This is a genomic window from Candidatus Ornithobacterium hominis (assembly GCF_951229915.1).
Classification (GTDB): domain Bacteria; phylum Bacteroidota; class Bacteroidia; order Flavobacteriales; family Weeksellaceae; genus Ornithobacterium; species Ornithobacterium hominis.
In genome coordinates, this window is the sequence record NZ_OX579588.1 from 1,141,420 (window position 1) to 1,157,375 (window position 15,956).

13 protein-coding genes and 2 pseudogenes are annotated in these 15,956 nt (G+C 33.6%); 7 read left to right on the forward strand and 8 right to left on the reverse strand.

Annotation, left to right across the window (positions count from 1 at the left end):
- Window positions 1-37: 37 nt before the first annotated feature.
- The 3 genes from QOX03_RS05280 to QOX03_RS05290 are packed head-to-tail and all read right to left on the reverse strand — an operon-like array spanning window position 38 to window position 4,603.
- Window positions 38-2,152 (reverse strand): protein-disulfide reductase DsbD family protein, encoded by a 2,115-nt coding sequence (locus tag QOX03_RS05280; RefSeq protein ID WP_283670313.1) that lies wholly within the window; start codon window positions 2,150-2,152, stop codon window positions 38-40.
- Window positions 2,131-3,417: a tRNA lysidine(34) synthetase TilS gene (gene tilS / locus QOX03_RS05285; protein ID WP_283670314.1), complete on the reverse strand. Its 1,287-nt coding sequence runs from the start codon at window positions 3,415-3,417 to the stop codon at window positions 2,131-2,133. The genes QOX03_RS05280 and tilS overlap by 22 nt, the downstream gene beginning before the upstream one ends.
- A gap of 13 nt (window positions 3,418-3,430) precedes the next feature.
- Window positions 3,431-4,603: a MalY/PatB family protein gene (locus QOX03_RS05290; protein WP_283670315.1), complete on the reverse strand. Its 1,173-nt coding sequence runs from the start codon at window positions 4,601-4,603 to the stop codon at window positions 3,431-3,433.
- 436 nt (window positions 4,604-5,039) lie between these two features.
- Between QOX03_RS05290 and QOX03_RS05295 the strand changes: the two genes are divergently transcribed.
- From QOX03_RS05295 to QOX03_RS05305, 3 genes are all read left to right on the forward strand, one after another.
- On the forward strand, window positions 5,040-7,262 hold the full coding sequence (locus QOX03_RS05295; protein WP_283670316.1) for an NADP-dependent isocitrate dehydrogenase: 2,223 nt from the start codon (window positions 5,040-5,042) through the stop codon (window positions 7,260-7,262).
- 364 nt (window positions 7,263-7,626) lie between these two features.
- Entirely contained in the window at window positions 7,627-8,049 is a 423-nt protein-coding gene (locus QOX03_RS05300) for an endonuclease toxin domain-containing protein (protein ID WP_283670317.1), read from the forward strand.
- Between the two features lie 6 nt (window positions 8,050-8,055).
- Window positions 8,056-8,541 (forward strand): hypothetical protein, encoded by a 486-nt coding sequence (locus QOX03_RS05305; RefSeq protein ID WP_283670318.1) that lies wholly within the window; start codon window positions 8,056-8,058, stop codon window positions 8,539-8,541.
- Window positions 8,542-8,591: 50 nt separating this feature from the next.
- On the opposite strand, the gene QOX03_RS05310 is transcribed toward QOX03_RS05305, so the two are convergent.
- Window positions 8,592-9,476, reverse strand: a complete 885-nt coding sequence (locus QOX03_RS05310) for an IS982 family transposase (protein ID WP_283670319.1) — start codon at window positions 9,474-9,476, stop codon at window positions 8,592-8,594.
- A 653-nt stretch (window positions 9,477-10,129) separates the two neighbouring features.
- Here QOX03_RS05310 and QOX03_RS05315 point away from each other — a divergent pair.
- Both QOX03_RS05315 and QOX03_RS05320 read left to right on the forward strand, forming a co-directional pair.
- On the forward strand, window positions 10,130-10,300 hold the full coding sequence (locus QOX03_RS05315; RefSeq protein WP_283670320.1) for a hypothetical protein: 171 nt from the start codon (window positions 10,130-10,132) through the stop codon (window positions 10,298-10,300).
- 8 nt (window positions 10,301-10,308) lie between these two features.
- Window positions 10,309-10,515, forward strand: coding sequence for an RteC domain-containing protein (locus QOX03_RS05320; protein ID WP_283671741.1), 207 nt, complete (start codon window positions 10,309-10,311; stop codon window positions 10,513-10,515).
- Here QOX03_RS05320 and QOX03_RS05325 read toward each other — a convergent pair.
- The 3 genes and pseudogenes from QOX03_RS05325 to QOX03_RS05335 all read right to left on the reverse strand — a co-directional run.
- A pseudogene (locus QOX03_RS05325) lies at window positions 10,516-10,707 on the reverse strand (hypothetical protein); the annotation flags it as partial.
- A gap of 99 nt (window positions 10,708-10,806) precedes the next feature.
- Window positions 10,807-12,045, reverse strand: coding sequence for a hypothetical protein (locus tag QOX03_RS05330; RefSeq protein WP_283670321.1), 1,239 nt, complete (start codon window positions 12,043-12,045; stop codon window positions 10,807-10,809).
- Window positions 12,046-12,601: 556 nt separating this feature from the next.
- A pseudogene (locus tag QOX03_RS05335) lies at window positions 12,602-12,869 on the reverse strand (plasmid mobilization protein); the annotation flags it as partial.
- Window positions 12,870-12,903: 34 nt separating this feature from the next.
- On the opposite strand from QOX03_RS05335, the gene QOX03_RS05340 reads away from it, so the two are divergent.
- Window positions 12,904-13,053: a hypothetical protein gene (locus QOX03_RS05340; RefSeq protein ID WP_283671777.1), complete on the forward strand. Its 150-nt coding sequence runs from the start codon at window positions 12,904-12,906 to the stop codon at window positions 13,051-13,053.
- An 81-nt stretch (window positions 13,054-13,134) separates the two neighbouring features.
- The gene (locus tag QOX03_RS05345; protein ID WP_283670322.1) at window positions 13,135-13,929 is read left to right on the forward strand and encodes a cation efflux transmembrane domain-containing protein; all 795 of its coding nucleotides are present in this window, start codon (window positions 13,135-13,137) and stop codon (window positions 13,927-13,929) included.
- 373 nt (window positions 13,930-14,302) lie between these two features.
- Here QOX03_RS05345 and QOX03_RS05350 read toward each other — a convergent pair whose 3' ends face one another.
- A complete protein-coding gene (locus tag QOX03_RS05350; protein ID WP_283670323.1) occupies window positions 14,303-15,940 on the reverse strand; it encodes an ABC transporter ATP-binding protein in 1,638 nt (545 codons plus the stop codon).
- Window positions 15,941-15,956: the final 16 nt, after the last annotated feature.

Here is a 15,956-nt window from a genome sequence, read left to right on the forward strand (position 1 = left end):
AAAATTTCCTATCACAGAATTAACAGAAAATCCTTAATTAAGGATTTTGTTTTTTATAATTTTCAACACCGTTTTCTATCCACTCCAGGTAATCTTCTACATCTAATTCTGCACCCATCGGTTCAGTATAGCGGTTCATCTCTTTATCTATCAAAATGTACAGCGGCTGAGAATTGGATTTAAAATACTTGATTTGATAAGCGCTCCATTTATCACCAATTGTACGTAATTTCCGTCCTTTTTCTTCAGAATAAACTTTATCTTCTTCAGGTAGTTCAATGAATCGGTCAACGTAGAGTGAAGCTAAAACTACATCTTTAGTCAATTTTTCCTTTACACGCGGGTCACTCCACACATTATCTTCTACCAAACGGCAATTAGCACAAGCATCACCTGTAAAATCCAACATCACGGGCTTATTAACTTTTTCTGCATAGGCAAAGGCGTCTTCCACATCATGAAAAGTAGGGATTTGATGAGGGCCAAACTCAGCATGTTCTGGTAAATCTACCACAGCCGAAGTGCCTCCACCTCCCAAGCCCAACGGTGATTCGCTGTAATGTTTTGGTGGGATTAATCCACTTAATTTCTTCAATGGTGCGCCAAATAAACCTGGAATCATATAGGCAACAAATATAAAGGTGAGAATCCCAAAAAGCATTCGCCCCCAGCCAATCCCATTGGAATTTCCATCGTTTTTCATCTGGAAAATATTCAAAATATAAAGTCCCATGATCAAGAAGATTCCAATCCACGCAGCTAAAAACACTTCTCTCTCAAGCCAGTGCATTTGTAGAACTAAATCTGCGTTAGACAAAAACTTCAGAGCAAAAGCCAATTCAATGAAGCCTAAAGAAACTTTTACCGTATTTAACCATCCTCCTGATTTTGGTAAACTGCTGAGCCAACTTGGGAAAAGTGCAAAAAGTGTAAAAGGTAAAGCTAGAGCCAAAGAGAACCCAAACATTCCGACAGCAGGTCCCAGTTTTTCACCCGAACTGACTGAGTCTACCAACAAAGTTCCAATAATTGGTCCCGTACATGAGAAGGAAACCAATGCCAAAGTCAATGCCATAAAGAAAATACCAATCAATCCGCCTTGGTCAGCAGCTTTGTCTGATTTATTAATCCATTTAGATGGCAAAGTAATTTCAAAAGCACCGAAAAATGAAACGGCAAAAACTATGAATAGAATAAAGAAAACAATGTTGACCCAAGGATTGGTAGCCAAGGCATTCAGTGCACTTGGTCCAAAGACCATCGTTATCAACATCCCAAGCAAAACATAAATGACTATAATGGAAATTCCATAAATCAAGGCTTTAGAAATCCCAGAGCTTCGACTTTTGCTTTGTTTGGTAAACATACTCACCGTCAGCGGAATCATCGGGAAAATACATGGCATCAGCAGAGCTGCAAAACCTCCCAAAAATCCAAATACGAAAATCTCCCACATACTACGATTGGCATTAGAATTCGTTATTTCGACTTCTTTTACCTCCTTATCTGTTACGATTTTTTCAGAAGAAATTTCAATGAAATTTTGGGTTAAGCCATCTTCATTCTCAGCGCTATCTTCCTCTGCATCAGTGATTTCTTGATTATCAGATTCAACCTCATTCCTGAAGCTTGAATTTTCTTTGATTTCATCTGATTTCAGCTCAGCTGCATTTTTAGCTGAACTCTCTGCTGGCTTTAAATCAAATTGAAAGGTTTTGTAATCTGGCGGCAGGCATCTCTCGTCATCACAAACCTGAAACATTACTTCAACCTCAAGTTTTGTCGGCTGATTGACTTTTATATTTTGTGTAAAAATAGCTTTATCACTAAAATAAACTTGTTGTTCTTGAAAAGCAGCACTAAACTCATCGTGCAAATTTCCTTCTTCTTTGATTGTGCCTACGAGCTGATAATCAGTGGATTTCTGAAAATCAAAAGCCGTAGGTATACCAATACCCCCTCGCTTGTGGCGTGTAGAATATAAATGCCAATCTTTCTCAATTTCTGCTTTGAAGATTAAGTTATGCGTTCCATCACTATTTTTTTTGACATTTTGCGTCCATTTTACTGGTTGTAAAACTTGCCCAGAAAGTGCCGTACAGGCGACAAAAAATAATGAAAATAAAAATCTTATAAATCTACGTGCAGCCATACTTTTGTGTTTTTATGGGGTAAAAATCTTTCATCTTGGCGGTGACCAACAATCCACAAAATTTCATCATTTGCATCTACCAAAATCAAAGTCTTTTCTTTTTCAAGCTTTGAAAACTTTTCGTCTTTCAAGTATTTACTCACTTTTTTTGACTTCCCTCCCATCCCTGCGGGGAAAAATCGATCGCCCATTTTTTTGCTACGCAAATATAAGGGAAATTTTAGGCTTTTATAGTCAAAACTAGCAGAAGTTTTTATTTTTTCAGCATCAGAGGTTTGAAAAAAAATAGGTAATGGAACTTCCATTTTCTTATTAATTTGAACCTTGTAAATATTTTCTGTAGTAATTTCTTCTAAAGGTTTTAATAAAATTTCTTTCCTATTTTTGATTAATCGAAACTTATCTGATTGAATTTCAGAACTGTTTTCTGCCGATAATAATTTTTCTATCTCTTTTGCTGAACCAAATCCAAAATCGTAAAATAAATAATGTAACGTATTTTCTATAGGTTTTAAATTTTTTAACTCAGCGATAGGAATTGAAAAGGTTTGATTTTCTAAAGGCTTAAAAAATTTTCCTTTAAATGTACTCACTCTTTCATTAATCCACTGATTTTCAATTTCCAATAAATTCATACTTTGCAAAATCCTTTCTTCTGCATTTGATTTAATTTCATTTAAAATCGGTATTAATTGATTTCTAATAGCGTTGCGTAAATAATCATTCGTTTGGTTTGTTGCATCTTCTCGCCAAGCGATTTGGTGGTTTTTCGCATAGGCTAAAATGTCTTCTTTTTTTATACTCAACAATGGGCGTAAAATTTTCCCTTGCCGAGTTTGCATTCCGCTCAAGCCTTTGGCGCCACTACCTCTCAATAGATTTAAAAAAAATGTTTCTACTTGATCGTTAGCATGATGTGCCGTCACGGTGTAATCAAAATCATATTTCTTGCACAATTCATCAAACCAAGCATAGCGCAATTCTCTCGCTGCCATTTGAGTTGACAGTGAATTTTCTTTTTTAAAATTTAACGTATCTACTTTTTTTGAAAAGAACGAAATAGCTTTATCCTGCGCTATTTTTTTTATGAAATTTTCGTCTTCATCAGCTGCCTCACGCAAACCAAAATTCATGTGAGCTACTGCAAAGTTCAATTTTTTTTGACTAAATAAATCTAGCAAAACCATGCTATCCACTCCACCCGAAATTGCCAAGAGAAACTTTGATTTTTCTACTGAAATTTCACAAGGAAAATTTAATTTCATTTTTTTTTAAGGCTTAAAAAATTTCTTTATAAGCGGTTTTAAGTTGATTTAAAGCTTTTTCTAGTATTGCCCGTGGGCAGGCTACATTCATTCGCATAAACCCCTCACCTTCAACTCCATAACTCATTCCATTATTAAGTGCTAGTCCCGCTTTTTCTACAAAAAATTCATTCAGTTCTTTGGCACTCCAGCCCAGCTCTCGTGCATCTAGCCAAATCAGGTAAGAGGCTTCTGGCCGCATGACCTTAATTTTAGATAGATTTTGACGGAAAAATTCAATCGTAAAATTAATATTTTCTTGAATGTAATTTTTGATTTCCTCCAGCCATGTTTCTCCATTTTGATATGCCGAAATCGTCGGTTGATAGGCAAAAGCATGCCCATGAAAAAGCATTGTAGATTGTAGATAATCTTTTAACTTTTTACGAATTTTGGGGTTGGGGGCAATGGCATAAGCACTATTAAAACCTGCCATGTTAAAAGCTTTGCTTGCTGAATTAAAGGTTACGGAATTTATTTTTGCGGCTTCTGAAACTTTGGCAAAAGTTTCATGTTTTTTGAAGCTCAAATCTGCATGAATCTCATCTGAAATGACTAAAACTTGATTTTCTTCACAAATTTCTGCAATTTTTTGTAATTCTTGCTTTGTCCACACACGCCCGCTAGGATTATGCGGATGGCAAAGAAAAAACATTTTACAGTCTTTTATTTTTTCCCTCATTAACTCAAAATCAATATAGTAACGCTCATTTTTTAAAATTAAGGGCACATTTACCAATTTTCGGTTTTGATTTCTTATCACCACGCTAAAGGGTTGATAAACAGGCTGATAAATCATCACTCCATCGCTAGGAGATGTGAATGCCGCTACTGCGATACTCAACCCAGGTACCACGCCTGGGAGGTATAAAATCATTTCTTTTGAGATTTCCCAATCGTGAACTTTTCTCTGCCATTCGATAATGGAACGAAACCACTCGCTGGGTGCTGTGGTATAGCCTATAATCTGATGACCGATTACTCGCTGCGCTGCTTGTAAAACAAAATCTGGTGTTTTGAAGTCCATATCAGCAACCCACATTGGGACTAAATCCGTTCTGCCCCAGATTTTTTTCATTTCTTCAAGCTTTACCGCATCAGTATTTTTTCGGTTGATGATTTCATCAAAATCGTAATCTTTCTTCATTACATTGCAGTCTTTCTTCTTTCTAAATTTCTTAAAATATAAATTATCTGAAAATTTTTTAAGCCTTAAAAAAATCTTTGTTTAAATTTAAATTTGGTATTCTGTTCCATTAAATATCTTCTGCTTCATTCGTTCGATTGTTTTGCGACTCGGTTATCAGTTGTTTGGTCGGAATAATTAATTCTGTGAAAATTTCTATCTCAACCTCTCCATTCGGAAAGCATCGTGCAAATCTAAAAAAAGCATATTAGGCTGAAAGTTAGTCAAATAAATTTAATTTATCTTCAAAGTTATAAAATATTTTCAAAAGTTTTTCAGTTCATTTTTTCATAAATTCATTCATCATCAGCTAAATGCTTTTCACAAAATTTTCTAAGGCTTAAAAAATTTCTTTAATTTTGACAAAACTCAAATTATTTAATAAAATTTCATGAATATGTCTCAAAAATCCACCATTCACTATACGATGACTGATGAGGCTCCTATGTTGGCGACACATTCACTATTGCCAATGCTAGAGGCTTTTTTGAAAATGGCTGATGTCTACATTTCCCAAGCTGATATTTCCTTGGCGGGGAGGATTTTAGCTAATTTCCCTGAAAAATTAAGTGAAGATCAGCGTGTGCCTGATGCTTTGAAAGAACTTGGTGAGTTAGCCAAAAAACCAGAAGCCAATATCATTAAACTACCCAATATTTCTGCTTCTGTTCCGCAGCTGGAAGAAGCCATCAAAGAACTTCAAAATCAAGGTTTTGATGTGCCTAACTACCCAGTAGAGCCTAAAAATGAAGAAGAAAAAGAAATCAAAAAACGCTATGCTGCGGTGCTGGGTTCTGCTGTGAACCCCGTGCTGCGTGAAGGGAATTCTGATCGCCGTGCACCCAAAGCTGTAAAAAAATATGCGCAAATACATCCTCACCGCATGGGTGAGTGGAGCAAAGATTCTAAAACTCGTGTAGCTCATATGGAGAAAGGCGATTTCTATGAGACGGAGAAGTCTACCGTTTTAGAAAATGATACACAATATCGCATCGTTTTTGAGAACGAAAAAGGAGAAGAAAAAGTACTGAAAGATTTTGCTCCGTTACTAAAAGGTGAAGTGATTGATTCTTCTGTAATGCATTTACAAGACTTAAAGGATTTTGTGGCCAAAACCATTGAAGAAGCAAAAAATGACGATATTTTACTTTCTGCACACCTGAAGGCAACGATGATGAAGGTGTCTGACCCTTTAATTTTTGGTGCAATTGTAGAAACTTATTTTAAGAAAATTTACGAGAAAAATCAAGCATTATTTGATGAATTAGACATTATGCCTAATGCTGGCCTACAAACCCTAGCCGAAAAATTAGAGGGGAGAACAGAAGAGCAAGAAATTCAAGCGCAGATTCAGGAGCGATTGGCAGAAGGCCCAAGGGTAGCAATGGTCAATTCAGATAAAGGAATTACCAATTTCCATGTGCCTTCTGATGTCATTATCGATGCTTCAATGGCAGCTATGATAAGAAATGGAGGGAAAATGTGGAATAAAGATGGAGAAGCAGAAGACACTATAGCCATCATCCCAGACCGCTCTTACGCTGTATTTTACCAAGCTGCAATTGATGATATGAAAGAAAATGGGGCATTAAATCCTTCTACCTCTGGTACAGTTTCCAATGTTGGGTTGATGGCTAAAAAAGCAGAAGAATATGGCTCTCATGATAAAACTTTTCAAGCGCCTGGGAATGGTGTCATCAAAATTTTGGAAGAAAATGGCGACGTTCTAATGCAACAATTTGTGCAAGAAAAAGACATTTTTAGAATGTGCCAAACGAAAGATGAACCCATTAAAGATTGGGTGAAATTAGCGGTAACACGTGCTAAACTCTCTGATACTCCAGTGATTTTTTGGCTGGATGAAAATCGTGCACATGACCGCAAAATCAGAAATAAAGTCCAAACTTACCTCAAAGATTTTGATACCAAAGGTTTAGATATTCGCATCATGAATGTGGACGATGCGATGCAAGAAACATTGAAAAGAATGCGAGCTGGTGAGGATACTATTTCTGCATCTGGAAATGTATTGAGAGATTACATTACTGATTTATTCCCGATTTTGGAACTCGGGACTTCAGCTAAAATGCTTTCCATCGTCCCGTTGATGAATGGTGGTGGGCTATTTGAAACTGGTGCTGGTGGCTCTGCGCCCAAGCATATTGAGCAATTTCTAGGGGAAGGCTATCTACGCTGGGATTCGCTGGGTGAGTTTTTAGCTTTGGCTGCATCTCTAGAGCACCTGAGCCGAAGTAATCACAACCCACGGGCAATGATTTTAGCAGAAACTTTAGACCAAGCCGTTGAAGAATATTTACAAAATGATAAATCACCTGCTCGTGAATTGGGTGAAATAGATAATCGTGGCTCTCATTTTTATCTGGTGAAATATTGGGCTAAAGCTTTAGCTAACCAAACTCAAGATGAGAATTTAGCTCTCCTCTTTAAGACGATTTCTAGAAGATTGGATGAGAGTGAAGCTGAAATTAACCAAGAACTCATTGGTGCGCAAGGCAAAGCTCAAGACATAGGCGGTTATTATCACCCCGATACTGATAAAACCAATGCTTCCATGCGCCCGTCTGAAGCTTTAAATTCTATTATAGAAGAATTGAAATAATTTTAAATTAAAAAAATATGAGCAAAGTTTAGAGAGAATAAATAGCCAACTTCAAAAAGATACAGAGTTATATAATAAACTTGAAGAATTTTGGGAATTTTTAAAAAATTGTAAAGAACAGTATAAAAAACAGGACGAAGGATATATACCTCGTTGTTTATAGGATCATGACAATTATATCCCAAATGGTATTTTTGTTTATTATTATATTGATCCTGCATTCTACTCAGGATTTATAGATGGTGCTATTGAAACAATAGATGGAGCAGTAAAATTTGTAGATTTTTTAGATTGTATAAATCCTGTTTCATTTAGAGCATGGATTAGTACTGCTTGCTATCAAAAGCGAAAAGATGCAGTATTAATGCTTCGGCAGATTTATGAAATATTTTCAAGTGAAGAAAAATTACAACAGGTTACTCAATCCATTCAACAACAATTATCTGAATATATAGATAAAACGGCTAGTGTAAGTAACCAAGCGAGATATAATCAAGGAAAACTAACATTTGATGTAGTAACTTTATTTGTTGGTGTAGGTGAGGCAAAATCTTACTTAAAAGGTAATAATGTTTTCAACAAGCTGAAGGATTATATTGACAAGTTGTCTAGCTTTAAAGGTAGAGAATGGAGTAAAATAATTATAGAAGAAAAAGATATTAAGAAAAAGATATTAGAAGTTGGAATTCCTAAAGGGGCTACCAAAGAGCAAATAAAACAGATTAATCAAGCTATAAAATATGCTGAACAGCAAGGTATAAAAATGAATGTTAGAGTTGTAAAATAATTAATTATGTTAAGTAGAATAAAGGACTTTTTAAAAATGGATAATAAAAGAAAAAATCGTCAGATGTGTAGTATATATAAAACTAAAACACAATATAAAATTATTACGATTTACAGTACAGATGTTGGAATTTATGTTGCAAATACTCCTGTTTTTATTTTGGAAATAACAACAGATATGGAAAAAATAAATGAGGCTATATGGACGTGCTTAAATGCAAGTAAAAAAATGAATTATAAAGAATATCAGAGAGAAAGTATAAATTATTTAAAACTATTAAAAGAACCCTCTCTAAAAAAATTATATAATAATTCTAAAAATTGTAAACTATATATTCAAGATAAAAAAGCAAATATAGTTCCGTATAAAAAATCTTCAGATAAAGGATTAGAAGAAGTTGAAAAGGATACGGTAGTGATGGATTACTCTCCAGAGAAAGAACTTGAAATAACAGAAAAAGCCATAGAATTACTGAACAAGTCATATAAATAAACTCGTTTGAAAAACCTCCTGTACATATTATTTTTAATACCCGTAGTGCATTATCGAATGAGGTTAATTTTTAAATTGTTAATGTTACTATGAAAGACAAATTTATTGAGATATTGAATAGTAGTCAAGGAGGTAATTTTTGTCAATATTCTTGTTTTGAATCCTTCAAAAGATTTGGCATAATTACGCCGTATCATAAATTGGTCACACAACTGCGAGAATAAAGTTTCTATACGTTTTCTACACTTTCTGAATGGATAGAACTGAGGTTTGTAATCTTTTTGATTTTTTCTTTTAGGGGTTTCTAACTGGATTTTTACCTCATTGAACAAGTCAAGCTGAACCGTTTGAGAAAGATAGCCCCTGTCTCCAAGTAACACGCAATCAGAAATTTGAAGTTTTATGTCTTTCAAATAATGAATGTCGTGAACGGAGGCGGGAGATAAGTCAAAACTTTGGAACACACCAGCAATAGAACAGATCGCATGTAGCTTGTAACCATAAAAGTGTAGATTTTGAGAAGCACAAAAACCTTTATTTGGCATTGAAAAGCTATTTTCTTTACAGATTTTGCTTCTGGAAGAGCGGGATAATTTACACACTTCTAAAGGCATGCTGTCCACCAAAAAATAGTTTTCAAAATCATTGAACTTTTTCACCATTTTGCACCTAATTTCTTCAAGAAAAGGGAAGAGTTTTCGTTTTCTTCTGTTGTAAACACTCCTTTCAATTTTAGATTCAATAGCCCAACCTTTTATCTCTCTAAAAAGTTGATACTCAGAATCGATAGATTTAAATTCTGCTAAAATAATTAAGCTTATCAACTCTATATCAGATAATTTTGGTTTCACTGGTTTAAAATAGAAATTTTCAGTTCCTGAAATTTCTATTAGTTTATTCAAAATAAAATTGTAATTTGCCTCTAGGTTGCTCATAATTGTATTTGATTGGTAACCAATGCAATTTGCTTTTCTTTAGGCTCATGGGCAACCTTTTTTATAATGCACTACGGGTTTAGAAAGGATATTTAATATAGTAAAATATGATATTCACTCCTCATATAATCTATTTATTAGATTGACTCTATATTGTCATTATGTATTTGTCTCACTTCTCATAGTATGTTTGCATTGTTAATTAAAACCAAGATTCGTACCTGATGGTTAGAGTTAACATATTAAAAATATTGTTTAATTTAAAATTCATACTAATCTTTAAATTATTGAAATATAAAATATTATAGGTGTATTTTAAATTTTAGGTAACGAATTAGTAACTCAACTTACTTCTTTTGATTTCATTGATTTTCATTGAAACTCAACACAGCGAGGATACAACATATTTACTTTTTGAACAAATTCTTATAACTTTACCTCGCCTGCACGGTGCAAGCGTGCTCCTCTATGGATGCCGACTCGCACCGTGCAGGCGAGGTAATATAAGTTAAAAGATATGCCTTCCTTGACTAATGACTTTTTTATGATTGTTCCGTAATTTTGTAGGACATAATTTTAAATATTTAAACAATATGGAACAGTATTTTGAAAAAGTCTTTCAAGACATCCACAGATAAGAGGAAAAGGTAACATTGCATGTAGCAACCGTTATCCCTGAAGCATTGGAAATGATTCGTCCTACTACAAAAGGAAAAATTTACGAAGACTATTTTGCTAAAGAGAAAAAACGATTAAAAAGTAGGCACAATCATTTTTTGAAAACCATCGCTCAATTCATTGGGCAGAAAGTAAAGCTGCTATAGTCGAGCTTATCTATGCACTACATGCTGCAAAAGCCATATCAGGTGGGCAAATTAGTCTGAATAAAATCGCCGTAACTTTTCAGGCTTTATTTAAGATTGAATTACAAGATATTCATCATACTTTCCACCGTATGAAAAGTCGTTCAAGTTCAAGAACCTTATTTTTGAATCAATTAGTCAATTCCTTAGAAACTTATATGGATAAGAATATCTAAGAATTGAGGCTTAACTTCGTATTTATCTAAGTGTTTTAATAAGTGATTATAGGCAATGGTAGAAAGGTCATCAAACTTAAAATCGTAGATATACATTGAAAAACCTTTTTCAATTTGTTGCTTGATATAATTGTTTACAATAGCATAGGATTTACCCGAACCAGGCGTACCCAAAACAATAGTCGCACGAAAAACAAAGACTAAATATTCTCAACAGGCTTAGATACTTAACACAAAGCCTTATAGAATGTTGAAAATATCTAGTCTCCAAATCGTTTTAAGACACAAAATTTAATAACGCTTAATGGCGTATAAATAGTTTTCACTCCGTACTAAATTTTCTCTCCTACCTAGACTTATTAACCGACCCTTTACCTCGTTAGAAAAATTTTCCATATAATCATAGAAAGCATGCAAGTAAATGGTTTTAGTTTCTGTTAGTGTAATTAGAAAAGTGCCATAAAGAGGTGTATGACGACCTGTAAAAGTTAATTCTACTGAGTTATATATAGAAGAAGCGTTATCAACCGGAACAATGTGTTGGGAATTTAAAAAATCTTGTGGCTCTTTAGTTTCATAAAACCTTGTTCTTACCCATACAGAAGGTTGTTTTACTACACTGATTTTTTCTCCACTCGGGGTATCAACTTGCTCTACTAAAGCATCTTCTCTGTACTTGATAAATAAAGATCCGTAATAAATAACCCATTTGCCGGGTGGTAGTGTAATGGACTGCCCCATATAGCGAGTTAAGTTAGGTTTTCCTTCAGCAAGATGTTGTTTATAATCATGGAAGGTTCTTATACGATTTGGAAAAGGTGCTTCTGTTGTTACTGCGTTGCCTTGCACTAATTGTGTGGTTCCCAGTATGGTAGGGTCAGTTCGGGGTACATAGCCCAGATTTCCATTTGCATCTGCCACTATAGAGCGAGTATATTCTGTATCACTTACATTGCCCTTGAGTTCGCGTACTCTTGCTGTTCCGTTGATGTCCAAGGTTGCGGTAGGATTATTAGTACGTATGCCAACCGTATGATCTTCTTTAATATAAAAATCATTACCTGCTCCTGATACGCCAATACTATAATCTGATAATTTTGTTGTGCCGTCTCCTCTATATCTACTATAAAAAGATGTTAGATGTTGTAGCTCATTACCTATATATCCCGTATAAAAACTATTGTGTAGAAGTGCATCCGTAGGTAACGGTAAGGGATTTTCTTTCGTGCCTCCGTAGGTATTAAAATAGAGACTTATTGGATCATTTGGATTTAAATGCCCATTCATATAATGATTAAAGATAATATCATTACCAAATACAAAATTATCCTTCTTTTTTATTGCATCTATTTGAAAAATACCATTAAGGTCACTTGGGTTTTTTACCTGTATTCCCAATCTACCAGCATTACTCACCGTGATTAGCGGATTATTATCACTATTTTTAATTTTGAGTGCGCTGGTGGCGGCACTATTTTCTTTGGATACCACCTCCAAAGTCGCTTGCGGTGTATCTGTGTTAATGCCCACCTGAGCAGTGACCGCAACCGCTGATAATACGGCTAAAGAAAATAATAATTTCTTCATTTGTTTTATTTTTTTGGTTAATATTTTATTGATTTATTCTTTTCTTAATTAAATTTTTGCTGTTTTTTTTTCAACTTTTTTTGCTCCTTCATTTAGAAAGAGCCCCAACCCGTGAGGCTCTTCTTTTTGAAGAAATTACTACTTTCACACAGGTGAAAATAGAAAAACCGCACAAGATTTTCTTGCACGGCTTTGCGGTTCGCTCCCGCGGGGAAGCAATAAATTATTATAAGTTATTGATAATAAGTTGTTTAGCTTATTATCTGTGTGTGTGTGTGTGTGTGTGTGTTTACACTTTATTTTGAAACTCACAAATTTCATTTGTTAAAATTTCGTTATTTTTTTTTGTTAAAACTTTCCGTTGAGATTTTTCTCTTTTCTCAACCTGCCCACAAATGTATTTTACGTTTTTGAATTACGCAAATTTATTTTTTTTGAGACAGAGGATTTTTTAAGGCTTAAAAAATTTTGCAGATGGTTGATGAGCGTGTAAGATGTTATGGCGGTAAAGTATCTTGACAATCTGGTTGTAATTGACACCTATTTTTCTAAATTGAGCGTTTAACTCGGTGAATTTGGTATAAAAATCAATGGCTGTTTTATCAATTTTTACCGTTTTAATTTCTCTATTGAAAAGAACTGAAGTAATAAAATGGGCTTTATACTTCATTCCCGATTGTTCAAACAAGGATAAAAAACTTTGCATTTTCTTCATCATTCAATCGAAATACATAGCGATGCTTGCGAGGATTTAATTTCTCTGGACGACTTTATTAAGGAATTTGTAAAAATAATAGAAGTATGAGAAAGAAAAGAAACCCCATCAACGAAAGCGAGTTAATGGAGCTAATGGCAGGAAAAATTTGGGAATGGTTTCTTTGTACATTAACTTTGAAAATTTCTTTGATACAAGACAGACACGTTTCGACAACATTTATACAGGTACAATAACCAACCCTGTTTTTAAAGACATCTATGCACCATTAGACGGATTTGTAATTAACGGAGGAATAAAATTTAGACTTTAAGAAGATGAATAAAACCATATTTAATATAACAAAAATGGATTGCCCAAGTGAGGAGCAATTAATCCGTATGAAACTGCAAAACTTTGATACGGTAAAGTCATTGGAATTTGATATTCCCAATAGAAAACTAAATGTTTACCATAGTGGAACCCCAGAGCCGATTTTTTCAGCTTTGGAAACCTTGAACCTAAATACAACGCTGATTTCAACCGAAGAAACTAACGCAGTTGTTGAAACAGATACAAGCAATAGCCAACGGAAACTACTATGGACGGTATTGATTATCAATTTCGTTTTCTTTGGATTGGAACTGTTGTTCGGTATTTTTTCCAACTCAATGGGATTGGTAGCGGATAGCTTGGATATGCTTGCCGATAGCATCGTTTACGCATTGGCTTTGTTTGCTGTTGGGGGTACGATTGCAAGAAAAAACAATATCGCCAAATTTGCAGGTTACTTTCAAATCCTGTTAGCCGTTATCGGTTTTGTTGAAGTTATCAGACGTTTTATCGGAATAGAAGCGATGCCCGATTTCAAAACAATGATTATTGTTTCTGTTTTGGCATTGATAGCAAACGTACTTTGTCTTTACCTATTGCAAAAGAACAAGAGTAAAGAAGCCCATATGCAGGCTTCGATGATTTTCACGTCAAACGATGTTATAATCAATTCAGGGGTTATCGTTGCAGGAATTTTGGTCAATTGGTTAAACTCGAGCTATCCCGATTTGATTATCGGAGCTATTGTATTTGTAGTTGTGGCAAGAGGGGCATATAGAATATTGAAATTGGCAAAGTAGTCGTTAAGTTCCCTGTTTTAACTAATAGAAACAGACAGGATAATGAAAATACAGGTATTAAGCTGTTGTGAACGTACTTGAATAAAACGGAAGAACAAGGACGAAAGACAGAGTTTATTCTATCAGTATTATGTGAAAAGGGCTTTGCAAGCCCTTTTCTCTTGTCCTGTAATCACGATAGGGAATAAAATGTTTATTTGTTTTTGAGAAACAAAAAATTCGTATATTTGCTTTGAGCTAACGGAAACACGTTGAAATACAAAGCAATAAGCACCGTTACCAAATCGTTACCTGACTTTTTTGATAATCTTTATAAAAGCTTAGTATTCAACCGATACAGCTTTTTCCTGAAAACTTTAAAATATAGATCATTTTAAACTAACTTACCATTCTCAACATTAATCACAACATCTGCAAGCTTAAAAGTTTCTATACGATGAGATATAATTATTATAATGGAAGATGGGTTTAACATTCTTATCTTGTTAATAATATCAAATTCTAATTGAGAATCTAAGGATGATGTTGATTCGTCAAAAATGAATAAAGAGGAAGACTTATTAATAGCTCTCGCTATTGATATTCTTTGCTTTTGTCCGTCGGATAAAAAACTTCCAGAAGTTGATATGGTAGAATCTAATCCATCACTAAGATCATTGATAACGCTATCTAATTGAACATGCTCGATAATCTTTCTTATGTCATTATTATCTTTATTAACACCATAGTTGATGTTATAAGCAATTGTATCATGAAATAATTGATTCTCTTTTTCAATTAAACTATAATGGTCTGATAAATTTTCAATTTCATTAATTTTTATATCGTTAACTTTAATTTCACCACTTGTAGGGTGTATAAAATCACAAACCAGGTTTATCAATGACGATTTTCCACTTCCACTAAAACCATTAATTACATAAGTGTTTCCAGTTTCAAATTTACAACTTATATTATCCAAGATGAGATTATCTCCATATCTTAAGGAAACGTTTTCAAATTCTATTTTTTGAATAATATCAATACTTCTTTTTGATACATTATTAGAGTATGATTGTTTGTAATAACTAGATATTCGCTTCATTGAAACAAATGATTTTGTGAACTCACCATAGCCATTTACTATCGTAAAAGCAGGATTAAATAACTTTGCTAAGTATTGTATGAATGCGACTAACGTTCCTACTGTCATAGAACCTTCAAAAACTTGTTTACCTCCAAATATCAATGCAAAAATAGGAATTAGAGCAATAGAAAAAGTAGTAACATTATTATTCAATGAGTTTATTAATGTATTGTTTACATGTGATTTAACTAATAACTTATGTTTTTCTTTTAATTTGTTACTCTCATAGTTAATAGTTCCATAACTTTTTATCAATCTAAAATTTCTCAACCTCTCAACTAAAAAATCACTTAAATCACCTTCTCCATTTTGAAGTTTTCTAAATGTTATCTTTAAACGAGGAGTAAAAAACTTTATTGATAAAAATGTAAATGGTAATAAAGTTAAACTGATAATGGTTAATTTTAAGTTAAGTGTTAGTAGTAATATAATTACCCCAATAAAGATTAAAAAATTTTTAGTTAGAGTAATTAGTAAAGACGAAACTGCGTGTTGAATATTATTAACATCATTAGTAAGTATATATAATAACTCTCCAATTTTAGTGTTTTTAAAAAACGAAGTATCTTTATCTAATAAATTTACAAAAACATCTGCCCTTATGTCAGAAGAAATTTTCTTACTGATATTTGTAGAAAGTGTATCACCAATTATTGATGAAATCGTTTGCAAGATATAAACCGTTAAGAGTATAAGTAAAATTAAAATCAAATCCTTGAAATTTCCTCTTGGAAAAATATCATCAATTATAATCTTTAGAATATACGGAGTAGCTAAAGTACCTAGGCTAGAAATAAACATAAACAAAAGGAGGCATACCTCACTCAAAACATAAGGCTTTAAATAACCGAAAAATAAATTGATAGTATCTCTTTCTGATTTCATAATTGATGATATTTAA

Bases quoted from the DNA above. Each gene is read 5' to 3' on its own strand.
- QOX03_RS05280 (WP_283670313.1), bottom strand. From the start codon at position 2,152: ATGGCTGCACGTAGATTTATAAGATTTTTATTTTCATTATTTTTTGTC.
- tilS (WP_283670314.1), bottom strand. From the start codon at position 3,417: ATGAAATTAAATTTTCCTTGTGAAATTTCAGTAGAAAAATCAAAGTTT.
- QOX03_RS05290 (WP_283670315.1), bottom strand. From the start codon at position 4,603: ATGAAGAAAGATTACGATTTTGATGAAATCATCAACCGAAAAAATACT.
- QOX03_RS05295 (WP_283670316.1), top strand. From the start codon at position 5,040: ATGTCTCAAAAATCCACCATTCACTATACGATGACTGATGAGGCTCCT.
- QOX03_RS05300 (WP_283670317.1), top strand. From the start codon at position 7,627: ATGCTTCGGCAGATTTATGAAATATTTTCAAGTGAAGAAAAATTACAA.
- QOX03_RS05305 (WP_283670318.1), top strand. From the start codon at position 8,056: ATGTTAAGTAGAATAAAGGACTTTTTAAAAATGGATAATAAAAGAAAA.
- QOX03_RS05310 (WP_283670319.1), bottom strand. From the start codon at position 9,476: ATGAGCAACCTAGAGGCAAATTACAATTTTATTTTGAATAAACTAATA.
- QOX03_RS05340 (WP_283671777.1), top strand. From the start codon at position 12,904: ATGAGAAAGAAAAGAAACCCCATCAACGAAAGCGAGTTAATGGAGCTA.
- QOX03_RS05345 (WP_283670322.1), top strand. From the start codon at position 13,135: ATGAATAAAACCATATTTAATATAACAAAAATGGATTGCCCAAGTGAG.
- QOX03_RS05350 (WP_283670323.1), bottom strand. From the start codon at position 15,940: ATGAAATCAGAAAGAGATACTATCAATTTATTTTTCGGTTATTTAAAG.